The organism is Chitinophaga sp. 22308, assembly GCF_052045305.1.
Classification (GTDB): domain Bacteria; phylum Bacteroidota; class Bacteroidia; order Chitinophagales; family Chitinophagaceae; genus Chitinophaga; species Chitinophaga varians_A.
The window spans coordinates 345459-360186 of sequence record NZ_JBQEOP010000004.1; the positions used below are offsets into that span (position 1 = coordinate 345459).

Here is a 14728-nt window from a genome sequence, read left to right on the forward strand (position 1 = left end):
AACAACTAAATCCAAATAGTGTAACCCTGGCAACCCATTCACTGCATCTTTCGTATCAGATACAGGTCAATAAACAATTATGAAAAAGAAAACCCATCTTTTGTTAGCGGGAGTTCTCCTGCTGGCAGCCTGTAAAAATGAACAGGCGCCGGCACCGGTGATCCCGAACGAGGGCCTCGACTGTAAAGTGGCCCGCATTTTCACTACTTATGCGCAGCAGGCCATCCAGGCCAATTGCACCTCCCGCGGATGCCATACCGGCAATATCCCACGGGGCCGTGCGGATTTTTCTACCCCGGACAACCTGAAAGCCTACATCACAGCGTCCCGGGCAGTTTTTATCCAACGTGTCACCAGCGCTCAGGCGGATATGCCGCCATCACGTTTCCCGGCATTGTCTAAAGGGATGAAAGACTCCATCGCCTGCTGGATCGAACGAGGTATGCCAGATCAGTAAATCCAAATCTTTTGCTCATGAAAAACCTCTTCCTTCTTTTTTCTTTGGTGATCATCACCAGTGCGGTATCAGCGCAGGATGTTTTCTCCTGCAAGAATACCCGGTTCTCTTTCTTCTCATCGGCGCCACTGGAAGATATAGAGGCTAAAACCGACAAAGGCGTGTCCGCCATCAATGTAAAGACCGGCGCCATTTATTTTAAAGTACCGATCGCTTCTTTCCAGTTCCGGAAAAAGCTGATGCAGGACCATTTCAACCAAAATTATCTGGAGAGCGACAAATTCCCCTTTGCCGAATTCAAGGGGAAAGTGGTGGAAAACACAGACCTCAGCCGCAACGGCACCTATGAGGTGACCGTGGAAGGTACGCTGAACCTGCATGGGGTAGACAAAGCCTATCGTGAGAAAGGCACCATCACCGTGAAAGACGGCAACATCACGGCCGGCTCCACTTTCAACATCCGCGTGGCAGACCATCGCATTGATGTGCCTTCCATGGTGGTGAAAAACGTAGCAGAGATAGTGGCGGTAACCGTCAACGCAGTGTATACCGCCGTGGTAAACCGGTAATCCTTATCATCATTATTATTAAACATACCCATGAAAATTATTGCATTTCTGTTGCTGTGCACCAGCATCAGCGTATATGGCCAGGCTCAGCAGGACCTGAGCCACCTTTTCGATTCTACCGGTCCCGCACATCCGAAAGTGCTGTACACGTATAAAGGCACCCGCATTATTATGGGGCATTCAACGGACATGTTGCGCAAACATGAGCTGGATTTCCGTGTAGACCACCGCTTCGGCGACCTGGGAGGTGAATTTGGCGGTTCCAAAACATTCTATGGCATCGATAACTCCACTGACATCCGTATAGGGCTGGAGTATGGCATCACTGACCGGCTGATGGCGGGCCTGGGCCGCTCCAAAGGTTCCGGCGAACAGCGCCAGCTGATAGACCTGCTGGTGAAATACCGGCTGGTAGAGCAAACACAGGATGGCCATGTGCCGGTGTCCGTGGCGTTGCTGGGCACGGCGGTCATGTCTGCCATGACATCAGAAGAAGATCCGCATAAAGCCGCTTGGTTTGGCGATGCCTCCGACCGCATGAGTTATGTGGCGCAGAGCATTGTGTCCCGCAAATTCGGTGACAGGCTGGCGTTTTCATTGTCCCCTACTTATGTTCACCGCAACCGGGTGGGTTATATGGACATGAACAATATGTTTGCCCTGGGCGTGGGGGGCCGGTTGAAGGTATCCAAACGGATCGGCATTGTGGCAGAATATTTTTATCCGTTCCGCTCGCAGGCCAGCCGCGACTATTACAAATCGCAGGGCATCACTTTCTATAACCCGCTGGGCGTAGGACTGGAAATAGAAACAGGCGGGCATGTGTTCCATATTAACTTTACCAATTCCACAGCTATCCAGGAAACGCAATTTATTCCTGAAACCACCACTTCGTGGTTACAGGGGCAGTTCCGCTGGGGTTTCAATATTTCCCGTAGATTTACGTTATTCGGGAAAAAGGATTGGAAAAAATAAAATGTAGCATACAAGTTGATTCCGGACTGGCCCGCATCGCAGCGAAAGTGATGCGGGTGAAGGCAGTGGCCATGGTACTGGGGCGCACTATACATCTGTATGGGGCGTCCCGGCTGGAATTTCTGTCAGATATAGCCTGGGTCCGGCATGAGGCCTGCCATGTGTTACAGTACCGGCAGTATGGCATGATAGGTTTCCTGACACGGTATTTGTATCAGTCAGCCCGGTGGGGGTATTATCATAATCCGCTGGAAGTGGCCGCCAGAAAGGCGGAAGCTGACCCGGGCATTCTGGAAGGAATAGAAATTATTTAAAAAATCGTTAAAGTGTTGCGGAAAATATAATTTTTATACCCACTGGCTTTATTTTTCTTATTTTTACGTCAAAGGTTGTTTTTATGGTTAAGAAGGTAACAGAGGGAATCACTATCAGCGTGGAAACATTCTACCAGCCGGATTATTCTAATCCTATTGGAAGCGAATTCATGTTTGCTTACCGTATCACCATTGAGAACAACAATACTTTCCCCATTAAATTGCTGCGCCGCCACTGGTACATCATTGATTCCAACGGCACCCACCGTGAAGTGGAGGGTGAAGGCGTGGTAGGCGTACAGCCGCTACTGGCCCCCGGCGAGACTTATCAATATGTCTCGGGTTCCAACCTCCGCACTGAAATAGGCAAGATGTACGGTACCTACCAAATGGAAAACCAACTGGACAAGAAAATCTTTGAAGTAAGGATTCCTGAATTCCAGATGGTGGTTCCCTTTAAGCTCAACTAACCGTTACGGTCTGTACTTGGACGCCTTGAATATTTCCAGCAGGTTTTTCGACTCCATCAATTGCTGAACGCTTACGTCAGCATGTTTTTCCATGTATTTGTTCACGATACTGTAGCCCACGAAGTAGCCGATTTTTCCGGGAGATCCTTCGGGCATGCCCTGTGTGGCCGGTGCGTCGTTCATGAAGAGGTTGATCTGCTGCCAGTCTGTTGTGTATAATAGGTTGTTCTGTACGAAAAACTGCCAGATCAGCTTTTCATTATCATGGCACCATTGCAGCTGCTCTTTCGTATAGCCGAAGCGGATAGAGTCGGGCGTATTGGGAAGTACTTTGGACAGGAAATACTGTTGTTTTCCGGCTTCGATCATCTGTTCCAGCAGGCCGCCGCTGTTACGGGGCGCAGGATACAGCTGCTGTTGCAGTACCTGCATACAGTTGGTGGTAATATACTCCGGCGCAAAACGGCGGATCATATAGTCAGGATAGTCAGGTATCTGGGCATAAGGGGCAAAATCGGCCCCCATATACATGTCCAGCCCTATCCCCAGGATGGAGTCGATCGTAATGGCACCATAATTGGCGATACCAGAGGTAAAAGTGACCACTTTAGGCGCACGGAAAGCGGGAATATAATATTTGGTATACCGAAACGCCTCTTCCAGCTGTTTTTGCAGCGTACCGGCGTTAGCATATTTTTGAGACACGGCTGTCTCCAGTTGCCGGAAATCACGGTTGGTCAGGAAAAGCCGCAGCTGGCGCTGTACTTCCTGGCTGCTGTCTGCATAAGCGCCAAAGTTCATGATCTCCGAAATATAGATGGGCATGAAAAGCGGATAGGACTGATGCAGCCGGGTGAGCCCGGGTTGGATATCATTGGTGTCGATAGTGAACAGCGCCGAATCGAACCGCTGGATACTAACGTTCATGGGTATATGGCTTACGTCCGGAGCTTTATTGCCGGTTTTGCAGGCGTACAGCAGCAGTGCCGCAAGGCAGCCAGTCAGCAGGGAATATGTGGGATTGTTTCGCATTCAGTAAAATTACGAATTACGAATTATGAATTACGAATTCGGGGCTGTTTATTAGGCTGTTACTTAGTGAAATGTCCGATAATAGGTTATCAATTCGTAATTCGTAATCCGTAATTCGTAATTGATTTTCGTAATTTCATCGTTAAAATGAATCATATGAAGCGGTTTTTTTTGCTGGCATTAACATTAGGGATAGCAACAGCAGGGATGGCACAGAGCGGACAGGGTACTTTTGTCCGTAAAGTACGGCTGGGCTTTAAATTAGATCCTATGATCTCGATACTGAAGCCACAGGAGTCGGGCGTAAGCCGCAACAGCTCCAAAGGAGGACTGAGTTTCGGGCTGATGGCTGATTTCAACCTGAACGAAGCCGGTAATTATGCGCTGGCCTCGGGTTTTAACGTAGTGCTGGGCGGCAGTAAGCTGAAATATGATGCCGGCAAAGGACTGAGCGAGTTCAGGGCCAATCCAGCAGAATACAACATGAAACTTACCTACATCGAGGTACCGGTGGCGCTGAAGCTGAAAACCACCTCGGCCAACGATCTTAACTTCTGGGGACAGTTCGGTACCTATCTGGCTTTCCCGGTCAGCGGCCGGGCGGATGTTATCTCCCTGAATGAAACACATGACAGGGTAAACATACTGCCACAGATGAACCGCATCAATATCGGCATGCTGATAGGCGCCGGCGTGGAATACCCGCTGGGTGAAACCCTCACCGGTATTGTAGGCCTTACCTACCAGAACGGTTTCGTGGACGTTACCCGAAACGGCAAATGGGATGATGGTAAGGTAAATATGAATAGCTTTGCGCTGCGGCTGGGCGTATATTTTTAACAGTCGATCTTAAACTTTTTTCAAGGGTATGAAAATTATACTGGCACAACAGAACTATCATATAGGTAATTTTGAACACAACACACAGAAAATCATCGAAGGAATAGCCGCTGCCAAAGCACAGGGCGCTGAACTGGTGGTGTTTTCCGAACTGTGTGTATGTGGTTATCCCCCACGTGATTTCCTCGAGTTTGAAGATTTTATTGCGCAATGTTATCATTCCATAGACGTGATCAAAGCGCATACGCACGATATCGCTGTGCTGGTAGGTTGCCCGGCCCGCAACCCGCAAAGGGAAGGCAAGGACCTGTTCAATGCAGCGTGGTTCCTCCATGAAGGGGAAGTAAAGCAGGTGGTGCATAAAACACTGCTTCCCACCTACGACGTTTTTGATGAATACCGTTACTTTGAGCCTTCTTACGAGTGGAACATCATTCCGTTCAAAGGGAAAAAACTGGCTGTGACCATTTGTGAAGATATCTGGAACCTTGGTGACAACCCGCTGTACCGTATATGTCCGATGGACGTGCTGATGGCGCAGCAGCCGGACGTGATGATCAACCTCTCCGCTTCCCCGTTTGATTACGATCACGATGAAGACCGTAAAGAGATCATCCGCGCCAATGTGCTCAAATACAAGCTGCCCATGTATTATTGCAATACGGTGGGCTCCCAGACAGAGATCGTATTTGACGGTGGCTCCCTTATTTACGACGCTGCCGGCAATGTGGTAAAAGAACTGCCCTACTTTACCGAAGCCATGGACGGCGTGAATTTGGAGGACCTGCTCTCCCAGGGAGAAGCCCCTGCTAAAATGGAGGCTTTCACACCCCTGACAGAACTGGTGTTTGATCACAATATCAACCGGATATACGACGCGCTGGTGCTGGGCATCCGTGATTACTTCGGCAAGATGGGTTTCAAAAAGGCCATCCTGGGCTCTTCCGGCGGTATAGACAGTGCCGTGACCCTCGCCATTGCGTGTGATGCGCTGGGCGCCGAAAACGTACGGGCCGTGCTGATGCCTTCTCCTTACTCTACTGAACATTCTGTAGATGATGCCGTGGCGTTGTCCAAAAACCTGAACAACCCTTATGACATCATCCGCATCAATGATATTTACGAAAGCTTCCTGACTACGCTGGAGCCGTATTTTAAAGGACTGCCCTTCAATGTGGCGGAAGAAAATACCCAGTCCCGTATCCGGGGCAACCTGCTGATGGGCCTTTCCAACAAATTCGGGTATATCCTCCTGAACACCTCCAACAAAAGTGAGCTGTCTACCGGCTACGGTACCCTCTACGGTGATATGGCCGGTGGCCTGTCCGTACTGGGCGACGTTTACAAAATGCAGGTGTACGCACTGGCGCGGTACATCAACAGGGATAAAGAGATCATCCCGGTAAATATCATTGACAAGGCACCTTCCGCAGAGCTGCGCCCCAACCAAAAGGACAGCGACAGCCTGCCGGACTACACAGTGCTGGACAGACTGCTGTACCAGTACATAGAGCGCCGCCAGGGGCCTAAAGAAATTATTGCTCAGGGATTTGACTCCGCTTTGGTTTCGCGGGCCTTAAAGATGGTCAACACCAATGAATACAAAAGGAATCAATTCTGCCCTATCATCCGCGTATCTTCCAAGGCCTTTGGTGTGGGCCGCCGGATACCGATAGTAGGTAAATATCTCAGCTAAATGCTATTTTTCTATCTTTGAGCAAATTTTTTAATAATACAACATGTTACAAGTACCGTTTATACGTCAAAATAAAGAACTGGTATTAGAGCGTCTCGCCCTGAAAAATTTTAAAGAAACAGGCCTGGTAGACGAAGTGCTGGCACTGGACGACAAGCGTAAGCGCCTCACACAGGAATATGATGAAACACAAGCGCAGGTAAACAGTCTCTCCAAAGAGATAGGTAAGCTGATGGCGCAGGGGAAAAAAGAAGAAGGCGAAGCACAACGTGCTGCTGTAAACGCCCTGAAAGAGAAACTGGGACCTGTGAATGATGAGCTGAACGCTACCGAAAAAGCGCTGCATGATACCCTCGTTAAGCTGCCTAATCTGCCTGCTGCCATTGTGCCTCCCGGTAAAACCCCGGAAGAGAACGTGGAAGTGCGCCGTGGTGGCAACATCCCGACGCTGGCCGCTGATGCCGTGCCTCACTGGGACCTCGCTAAAAAATACCAGCTGATAGATTTCGAACTGGGTAATAAAATCACCGGCAGCGGTTTTCCTGTTTTCCAAAAACAGGGCGCCCGCCTGCAACGTGCCATGATACAGTATTTTCTGGATTTTAACCTGGACAACGGTTATACCGAATACGCCCCTCCTTACCTGGTAAACGAAGCCTCTGCCTTTGGTACCGGCCAGTTGCCTGATAAAGAAGGACAGATGTATCACGCCACGGAGGACAACTACTTCCTGATTCCCACAGCAGAAGTGCCGCTGACCAATATCTACCGCGATGAAATCGTGAAAGACACTGATCTGCCTATCAGAATGACCGGATATACCCCTTGCTTCCGCCGTGAAGCCGGCTCCTACGGTAAAGACGTACGTGGCCTCAACAGGGTGCACCAGTTCGACAAAGTAGAATTGGTACAGATTGTACATCCGGAGAAATCTTACGAAGCGCTGGACGAGATGGTGGCCCATGTGGAGAAACTGCTTAACAGCCTCCAGCTACCCTATCGTATTCTGCGGTTGTGCGGCGGTGATATGAGTTTTGCGTCTGCCATTACCTACGATTTTGAAGTGTACAGCGCCGCCCAGCAGAAATGGCTGGAAGTGAGCTCTGTGTCTAACTTTGAGACGTACCAGACCAACCGCATGAAGATCCGCTTCAAAGAAGCCAACGGCAAGCCACAGCTGACCCACTCCCTGAATGGCAGCTCTTTGGCCCTGCCCCGTATTATGGCGTGTATACTGGAAAACAACCAGACGGAAGCAGGTATTCAGTTACCGGCCGTACTGCATCGTTATTTTGGCGCAGACAAAATTGCATAAACACCATCTGTTTTGATGATAAAGAGCAGCCCTAAACCGGCTGCTTTTTTTTATTTTCGTACCATGAGACATTTTTTGCCCAACGGAGCAGAACTGATCATCCGGCCACCGGTGGTGGAAGATGCGCTCGGCTTGCTGCGTAATTTCCAGCGGATGACGCAGGAAACAGAATTCCTGTTGTTCACCCCCGGAGAGGCCCTGGAACTGAATGAGAAATCAGAAGAGGATTTTATCAAAACGTACCTGAAGAACCCCGATCAGCTGATGCTGGTCGCCATGGTTAATGACACACTGGTAGGGTCTATCACCGTAAACCATAGCGGATATTATAAAAGAGGGCATACCGCTGAAATGGGTATCGCCGTAGAGCGCGCCTGGAGCGGTCTGGGCATCGGCCGCCGGCTGATGACCGCTATGCTGCGCTGGGCCGAACAACATACAAAAATACAGCTGATATACCTGCAGGTATTTGGAAACAACGATAAAGCCATGCATCTCTATCGTAACTTCGGGTTCCTGGAATGTGGCCGCCTGCCTTACGGCATACAACAGAAAGAAGGGCAATATGCCGACCTGGTGACGATGTACCGCCGGGTAAAACCATGATCATAAAGACGATTTGTTATGCAACGATATGACCGACAGACAAGACTGGAAGGCTTTGGCCCGGAAAAACAACGTTTACTGCAGGCCGCGTCCGTGCTGGTGATTGGCGCCGGGGGACTGGGAGTGCCTGTGCTGCAATATCTAACGGCCATGGGCATAGGAAAAATAGGGATTGTGGAGCATGATACAGTATCCATTACCAATCTGCAACGGCAGGTGCTGTACCATACCGCCGATCAGGGGAAACCCAAGCTGGCGCTGGCCGCAACAAGGCTGCAACAACTTAATCCGGAAATACAGATTGTGCCACATGATACCTGGCTAACGACTGACAATGCGCTGGATATCATCGGCGCGTATGACGTTGTGGTGGACTGCTCTGATAATTTCGGCACCCGCTACCTGGTGAACGACGCCTGTGTAATAGCAGGCAAACCGCTGGTATATGGCGCCATCTACAAATACGAAGGACAGTTGAGCGTGTTCAACTACCAGGGTGGCGCTACCTATCGCTGTATTTTCCCTGACGCGCCGGAATCAGGCGAGATGCTGAATTGCAGCGAAATAGGCGTACTGGGCGTACTGCCCGGCATCATCGGTTGTTACCAGGCCAATGAAGTGGTGAAAGTGATCACCGGCATTGGCACACCGCTGAAAAACCAACTGCTGACAATTGACACCTTACATAATACCCACCTTACCTTTAATATTACACCGGTAGCTGCCAATCAACAGATAACACGGTTGGCTGACAACTATCAACAAACTGTTTGTGAAGTGAATAATCTGCAATCCCTGTCTGTAGAAGAGCTGCAGCAATGGTTACAGCAAGGCGATGCCCTGCAACTGCTGGACGTGAGAGAAGATGACGAATGGGAGATCTGCCATCTGCCACAGGCCATTCATATCCCTATGGGACAGGTATTGGGCCGTGTGAGCGCCCTGCAACCGGAAGCGCCGCTGGCGGTACTGTGCCATCATGGTATGCGTAGCCGTGCCGTGGGACAGCGTTTGGTGGAGATGGGCTTCAAACAGGTGTATAATGTGGAAGGCGGTATTCATGCCTGGGCCTGTGCCATTGATGACCAGATGCAAACTTATTAATGTGACCATAGAACTTTGTCTTCTCTTTTTCCTGGTAGCGCTGGTATATTCTGCGGCCGGTTTCGGAGGTGGTTCCAGCTACCTGGCTATCCTGGCTTTGTGGGGCATCGATTTTCAACTGATGAAGTCTACCGCTTTGTTGTGCAATGTGGCCGTGGTGGCCGGTGGCGTGTATCATTTCTACAAAAGCGGCCATCTTCCGATGAAGAAGGCGCTGTTGCTGTCTTTCGTTAGTGTACCGCTGGCTTTTGTGGGGAGTTATCTGCCGCTTAAACAGGAAACCTTTTTCCTGTTGCTGGGCGTAGCGCTTACATTGGCAGCCGTGTTCATGTGCTACCGGTTGTTCTTTGAGCGTAACCAGCAAACGGAAACCCTGCGGGAAGGTAATGGGGGCCTGTACGGGTTTATCGGCGGCGCTATCGGCCTGCTGTCCGGTATGACCGGCATCGGCGGCGGTATTTACCTGGCGCCGGTATTGCGGTTGGGCAAGTACGATACCGCTAAAAACGTGGCAGGACTGAGCAGCTTCTTTATCCTCGTTAATTCTATTTCAGGGCTGCTGGGACAGGCCGCAAAAAAAGCCATTGTATTTGAACCTGCTTTCGCCGGGCCGCTGCTGCTGGCGGTAATCATTGGCGGACAAATCGGTGCACGGCTGAGTGCCCGTGTGCTGAAACCCAAATGGGTGGCGGGTGCTACGGCGGTGTTGATTTTATATGCAGGCGTGAGAATGCTCATTAAGTAATTACGAATTAGAAATTACGAATTACGAATGGGGGGTGTTTCTTAGACGGCTACTAAACAGACCGCCTCAAAGGCAGCACTCCATTCGTAATTCGTAATTCGTAATTCGCAATTCGTAATTCACAATTCGTAATTGATTTTATCCTCCTATCACAGACATGCTTTCCGGTGTGCCGACATGCAGCCGTTCGGCTTCAAACCCGTTGGCAGCACGGTGATGCAATGCCTGCTGAATAGCCGGCAGCAGTGCTTCTCCTGACCGCATCAGGTCTCTTGCATTTAAAGTATCGGGGCCATAAAGGCACGTTTTGACACTACCGGTAGCGGATATACGAAGTCTGTTGCAGGTGCCGCAGAAAGTGCGGCTATAGGCAGGAATCACGCCGATATTGCCGGCGTGGCCTGGAATACTGTAGTTGAGAGCGGTGGAATGGGGCGCATCCGGTAATTTATGTAGGGTGTATTTTTCCCGTAGCGTATCGAGGATAGTTTCATAATTCCAGTTGATGCCTGAAAAAGCATGTCCCTGGCCATTGAAAGGCATTTCTTCAATAAACCTTACTGATACGGGCTGCTCGCGTGTAAGTGCTGCAAAAGGTACCAGCTCATCTGTATTGACCTGGTCCATTACCACCACATTGATCTTCACTTGCAGCTGATGGGCCAGCAGGCTGTCCAGTGTTTGCATGACAGCGGCGAACTGGTCGCGGCGCGTGATCTGGTGAAAACGTTGAGGTTGCAGCGTATCAAGACTGAGATTGACATGGGTAATGTCCAGTGCTTTCAGGTCGGAGATATAACGGTGGGTAAGCACGCCGTTGGTGGTGATGGCAATCTGACGTATGCCGGCAATAGCTTTAATACTGGCCAGCAGGGGAATAAGGCCTGGGCGAAGAAATGGTTCTCCACCGGTAATCCTCACTTTCGAGATGCCGGCAGACGCCAGTGTTTCCAGCAGCGTGACGATTTCTGCATCTGTAAGCAGTGCGGACGATTTAACAAAACGCATGTGCTCCGGCATACAGTATGTGCAACGGAGATTGCAACGGTCGGTTACCGACAGTCTAACGTAATCGATTATACGATGATGGACGTCCGTCAGCATGTTCAGCAGTTTTTGCCTGCATTCGGATTTTCAAAAGCCTGGCTGTCATCTTCATTTCTTGGGGAAAGGCACTGGAAATCCTTTTCCACCAATACTTTCAGCTCAGAACCATCAGGATTGGGAAGTATTAATTCAAAGCCAACCTGGTCCGGTGCGTACCAGCGCTGTAACGTCTCTGCCGGCAGTAACAGATGTACGCCGTCATGTTCCATTTTTATCACCGGGTCGGTGATGTTTTTGGAACGTACGCAAAAATGAAGCACGCCCGCGCCGATATGAGTGATAGACTCTACTTTGCCGGTAGTTTCCAGCAGTTCCATATCTGTTTTGTCCAACCGGTAGCGGATGCTGTTCCCTCTTATCCTGATCTTCATAGAAAGTGATTTTCTCCGGTATTAAAAGTACTATTTTATCACTGCTATATTGTAGTTTTAACCAACAAATTTCAATGTATGGGCCTTCTGCTTTTTGGTGTGGCGAAAGATATTGCCGGTACGGCGCTGGTTGGCCTGCCGGAAACGGTGACCAATGTGGCGGAACTGAAACAGTGGTTGTATGACCGTTACCCGGCCATGCAGCAGCTCAGTTCCCTGATGATAGCGGTCAACAGGGAATATGCGACCGATACACAAATCATCCGTGCAGGTGATGAAGTGGCGGTGATACCACCGGTGAGCGGCGGATAGTTCCCGCAAAGGCGCTTTCACAGGATTTTAAAAATAATTATGGACACATTAATAGCCATCAAAGATACCATTAGCGTACAGGAAGCGCTGGACTTTATCCAGTCGCCGGAATGCGGCGGAGAGGTGATTTTCACCGGAACAGTGCGGAATGATACCCGTGGCCGCGGGGTGACGAAACTGTTTTATGAATGTTATGAAACGATGGCCCTCAGCGAGATGCAGAAAATTGCCGACCGGGTAAAAGCACAGTGGGACATCAAAAAACTGGTGATGCTGCATGCTATCGGCGACAAATATCCCGGCGATATTGCCGTGGTGATTGCTGTGGCCTCGGCACACCGTGGTATTGCGTTTGACGCCTGTGAGTTTACCATCGATACATTGAAAGAAACAGTGCCTATCTGGAAGAAAGAGTTTTTTACGGACGGAGAGATTGGCCAGTGACCTGCTTCAGGGCCACGGCCTTTTCTTCGGGCGTATTGGCATTGTATTGTTCTGCGGCGTAAGGATTGTGCAGCAGCCGTATAGGGGTGTTCAGCAATGTTTTACGGGGACAGTTTTTACCTGCCTCCACATTTTGCCATAAAGCGCGTAAACCGGCAGGCTCCCAGATGGCGATCAGTGGCTCGGGAAGGTCATTTACCGGACTGATGAAGGCGGTGGCCGATTGCTCCGCATCACGTTCGCGGACCAATATTTCAAGGCTCTGCCGGCTGATCAGTGGAAGATCGCAGGCCAGCACCAGCCAGGCGCTGTCAGGTTGCGCCTGATGGGCACTCAGCAGACCCGCGGAAGGGCCGCCATAAGGCACGCTGTCAGGTATCAACCGGGAATAGTGATCAAAATCTGTTTGTTGATCTGTCCGGCAGGACAGATACGTTTCCAGTTCAAAAGACGTCAGTAAATCCGCCAGGTATTGCCACTGCGGCATACCGTGATAGCTGATCCTGCTTTTATTTTCCTGCATGCGGGTACTTTGCCCGCCACAAAGTACCAATCCTTTTAATGGTGCGATATTATTCCCCGTCATAACTTACTCTTTTCAAAAAATCAGTCTGTTTGGTGTGACTATCCACCATGTCCATAGTCCTGCTTGCCGCCGGTTTTACTGATCAGCCGGGTTTGACGAATGATCATTTCCTGTGTGAATGCTTTGCACATATCATAGATAGTGAGTGCGGCCACGCTGGCGCCGGTGAGGGCTTCCATTTCCACGCCCGTTTTGCCGGTAGTCTTTACGGTACAACGGATAACGGCTTCTTCCTCTTCAAGATGTATCTGTACATCGCAGCCGTCCAGCAACAGGGTGTGGCAGAGCGGAATGAGGTCCGGCGTTTTTTTGGCCGCCATGATACCGGCTATGATGGCTGTCTGAAATACAGCGCCCTTGCGGGTTTGTATGTCATTGTTGCGGAACTGTTCCCGTACCAGTGCGGGTAAATACACCCGGCTTTCGGCAACGGCTACACGATAAGTGCTGCCTTTGCCGCTCACATCTACCATTGCCGGTTGACCGGAAGGATCGAGATGGGTAAAATCGCTGCTTGATGGATTGGCCATAATATCATAAATTTAATCACTTTCACCTGTACAAAAATAATACAAAATGATGCTGACTGTTGCTGCTGCGTATACTGCCGTATTACAAACCGTGAAGGACATGGGCACTGAAGTGCTGCCTTTTGAAGCGGCCACCGGGCGCATATTGCGTGAGTCCGTTAAAGCTGACAGGCCTTTTCCGCCGTTCGACCGGGTTACTATGGATGGTATTGCCATCCTGTACGACAGTTTTGCCCGCGGGCAACAGATTTTTGGCGTGGAAGACATACAGGCTGCCGGTGCTCCGCGGTTACAGTTGTCCAATACGGCCAATTGTATTGAAGTGATGACCGGCGCCATTTTACCGGAACTGACAGATACCGTGGTGCCTTATGAACAGCTGCAAGCCACTGATCATGAAGGGTTCCGCCGTTTTACCATCACTGGTAACGTAACACAGGGACAGAACGTTCATCGCAAAGGCACCGATGTGGCGGAAGACACCGTGCTGCTGTCGCCAGGGACGCTGATAGGCCCTGCGGAAGCGGGGGTACTGGCCACTGTTGGGAAAACGCTCGTAACGGTGGCGCGGCTGCCGCGGGTAGCCGTGATTGCCACCGGTAATGAACTGGTGCCGGTAGACGCCACCCCCGAAGAACACCAGGTGCGCATCTCCAATATATATAGCCTGATGGCTTCTTTGCAGCAGTGCGGTATTACCGCAGTATACGTTCACCTGAGCGACGAGGAAGCTGCCATGCAGGAGCGGCTGGAACCATTATTGCGGGAAACAGATGTGTGGATCAGCTCCGGGGCGGTATCTGCCGGGAAATATGATTACCTGCCGGCGGTATTGCAGCGATTAGGTATGCAGCAAAGTTTTCATAAAGTGCAACAAAGGCCCGGAAAGCCTTTCCTGTTCGGTAGTTTCACTAATGGTCCGGTGGTGTTTGCATTGCCGGGCAACCCGGTTTCGGGCTTTATGTGTTATTACCGTTATGCGTTGCCCTGGCTGAAAGCTGCTATGGGAGCGCGGGAAGAAGCACCCGTTTATGCAGTGTTGCAGGAAACAGTGACTTTTAATCCTCCTTTGGAATATTATCTTCCTGTTAAATTGCAATCATTGCCCGATGGCACCATGGGTGCTGTTCCCCAACCTTACCATGGCTCGGGAGATCTTGCCAGCCTGCTGCTTGCCGATGCTTTTATGGCGCTTCCACAGGATAAGAACATTTTTGAAAAAGGAAGTTGTTATCCTGTCTGGAGATTCCGTTAA

At 50.3% G+C, this 14728-nt stretch carries 19 protein-coding genes; 14 read left to right on the forward strand and 5 right to left on the reverse strand.

Translation table 11 applies throughout. The features are described 5' to 3' along the window. Positions 1-79: 79 nt before the first annotated feature. From ACTJJS_RS17490 to apaG, 5 genes are all read left to right on the forward strand, one after another. Positions 80-457, forward strand: coding sequence for a hypothetical protein (locus tag ACTJJS_RS17490; RefSeq protein ID WP_168870405.1), 378 nt, complete (start codon positions 80-82; stop codon positions 455-457). A gap of 17 nt (positions 458-474) precedes the next feature. Next, positions 475-1026, forward strand: coding sequence for a YceI family protein (locus tag ACTJJS_RS17495; RefSeq protein ID WP_440664644.1), 552 nt, complete (start codon positions 475-477; stop codon positions 1024-1026). 30 nt (positions 1027-1056) lie between these two features. Further along, a complete protein-coding gene (locus tag ACTJJS_RS17500) occupies positions 1057-2001 on the forward strand; it encodes a DUF5777 family beta-barrel protein (protein WP_440664645.1) in 945 nt (314 codons plus the stop codon). Beyond that, positions 1989-2315 (forward strand): DUF4157 domain-containing protein, encoded by a 327-nt coding sequence (locus ACTJJS_RS17505; protein WP_168870402.1) that lies wholly within the window; start codon positions 1989-1991, stop codon positions 2313-2315. The genes ACTJJS_RS17500 and ACTJJS_RS17505 overlap by 13 nt, the downstream gene beginning before the upstream one ends. Positions 2316-2398: 83 nt before the next feature. Further along, positions 2399-2785, forward strand: coding sequence for a Co2+/Mg2+ efflux protein ApaG (gene apaG, locus ACTJJS_RS17510; protein WP_078669198.1), 387 nt, complete (start codon positions 2399-2401; stop codon positions 2783-2785). Positions 2786-2788: 3 nt separating this feature from the next. Here the strand turns inward: apaG and ACTJJS_RS17515 are convergent, their stop codons facing one another. Then, entirely contained in the window at positions 2789-3817 is a 1029-nt protein-coding gene (locus ACTJJS_RS17515; RefSeq protein WP_440664646.1) for a hypothetical protein, read from the reverse strand. A gap of 156 nt (positions 3818-3973) precedes the next feature. On the opposite strand from ACTJJS_RS17515, the gene ACTJJS_RS17520 reads away from it, so the two are divergent. The 6 genes from ACTJJS_RS17520 (at position 3974) to ACTJJS_RS17545 (ending at position 10123) form a co-directional block, all read left to right on the forward strand. Beyond that, positions 3974-4657, forward strand: coding sequence for a porin family protein (locus tag ACTJJS_RS17520; RefSeq protein WP_168870400.1), 684 nt, complete (start codon positions 3974-3976; stop codon positions 4655-4657). Between the two features lie 28 nt (positions 4658-4685). Beyond that, the gene (locus ACTJJS_RS17525) at positions 4686-6353 is read left to right on the forward strand and encodes an NAD+ synthase (protein WP_440664647.1); all 1668 of its coding nucleotides are present in this window, start codon (positions 4686-4688) and stop codon (positions 6351-6353) included. 43 nt (positions 6354-6396) lie between these two features. Beyond that, positions 6397-7668, forward strand: a complete 1272-nt coding sequence (serS, locus tag ACTJJS_RS17530) for a serine--tRNA ligase (protein WP_440664648.1) — start codon at positions 6397-6399, stop codon at positions 7666-7668. Between the two features lie 63 nt (positions 7669-7731). Then, positions 7732-8274, forward strand: coding sequence for an N-acetyltransferase family protein (locus tag ACTJJS_RS17535; protein WP_440664649.1), 543 nt, complete (start codon positions 7732-7734; stop codon positions 8272-8274). Positions 8275-8292: 18 nt separating this feature from the next. Beyond that, positions 8293-9378, forward strand: a complete 1086-nt coding sequence (locus ACTJJS_RS17540; protein ID WP_440664650.1) for a ThiF family adenylyltransferase — start codon at positions 8293-8295, stop codon at positions 9376-9378. 1 nt (position 9379) lies between these two features. Further along, on the forward strand, positions 9380-10123 hold the full coding sequence (locus ACTJJS_RS17545) for a sulfite exporter TauE/SafE family protein (protein ID WP_440664651.1): 744 nt from the start codon (positions 9380-9382) through the stop codon (positions 10121-10123). 138 nt (positions 10124-10261) lie between these two features. Here ACTJJS_RS17545 and moaA read toward each other — a convergent pair whose 3' ends face one another. Together moaA and ACTJJS_RS17555 are read right to left on the reverse strand one after the other, a co-directional pair. Further along, positions 10262-11227: a GTP 3',8-cyclase MoaA gene (gene moaA / locus ACTJJS_RS17550; RefSeq protein WP_440664652.1), complete on the reverse strand. Its 966-nt coding sequence runs from the start codon at positions 11225-11227 to the stop codon at positions 10262-10264. 2 nt (positions 11228-11229) lie between these two features. Beyond that, entirely contained in the window at positions 11230-11601 is a 372-nt protein-coding gene (locus ACTJJS_RS17555) for a DUF7009 family protein (RefSeq protein ID WP_343744399.1), read from the reverse strand. Between the two features lie 78 nt (positions 11602-11679). On the opposite strand from ACTJJS_RS17555, the gene moaD reads away from it, so the two are divergent. After that, positions 11680-11913: a molybdopterin converting factor subunit 1 gene (moaD, locus tag ACTJJS_RS17560; RefSeq protein WP_440664653.1), complete on the forward strand. Its 234-nt coding sequence runs from the start codon at positions 11680-11682 to the stop codon at positions 11911-11913. Between the two features lie 39 nt (positions 11914-11952). Then, a complete protein-coding gene (locus ACTJJS_RS17565; protein WP_440664654.1) occupies positions 11953-12357 on the forward strand; it encodes a molybdopterin synthase catalytic subunit in 405 nt (134 codons plus the stop codon). Here ACTJJS_RS17565 and ACTJJS_RS17570 read toward each other — a convergent pair. Then, entirely contained in the window at positions 12332-12943 is a 612-nt protein-coding gene (locus tag ACTJJS_RS17570) for an NTP transferase domain-containing protein (protein ID WP_440664655.1), read from the reverse strand. The two genes, ACTJJS_RS17565 and ACTJJS_RS17570, sit on opposite strands and share 26 nt — an antisense overlap. Before the next feature lie 38 nt (positions 12944-12981). Then, complete coding sequence (gene moaC, locus ACTJJS_RS17575; RefSeq protein WP_440664656.1) at positions 12982-13473, reverse strand: cyclic pyranopterin monophosphate synthase MoaC; 492 nt, start codon at positions 13471-13473, stop codon at positions 12982-12984. Positions 13474-13519: 46 nt separating this feature from the next. Here moaC and ACTJJS_RS17580 point away from each other — a divergent pair, with 46 nt between their 5' ends. Beyond that, positions 13520-14728, forward strand: coding sequence for a molybdopterin molybdotransferase MoeA (locus ACTJJS_RS17580; RefSeq protein ID WP_440664657.1), 1209 nt, complete (start codon positions 13520-13522; stop codon positions 14726-14728).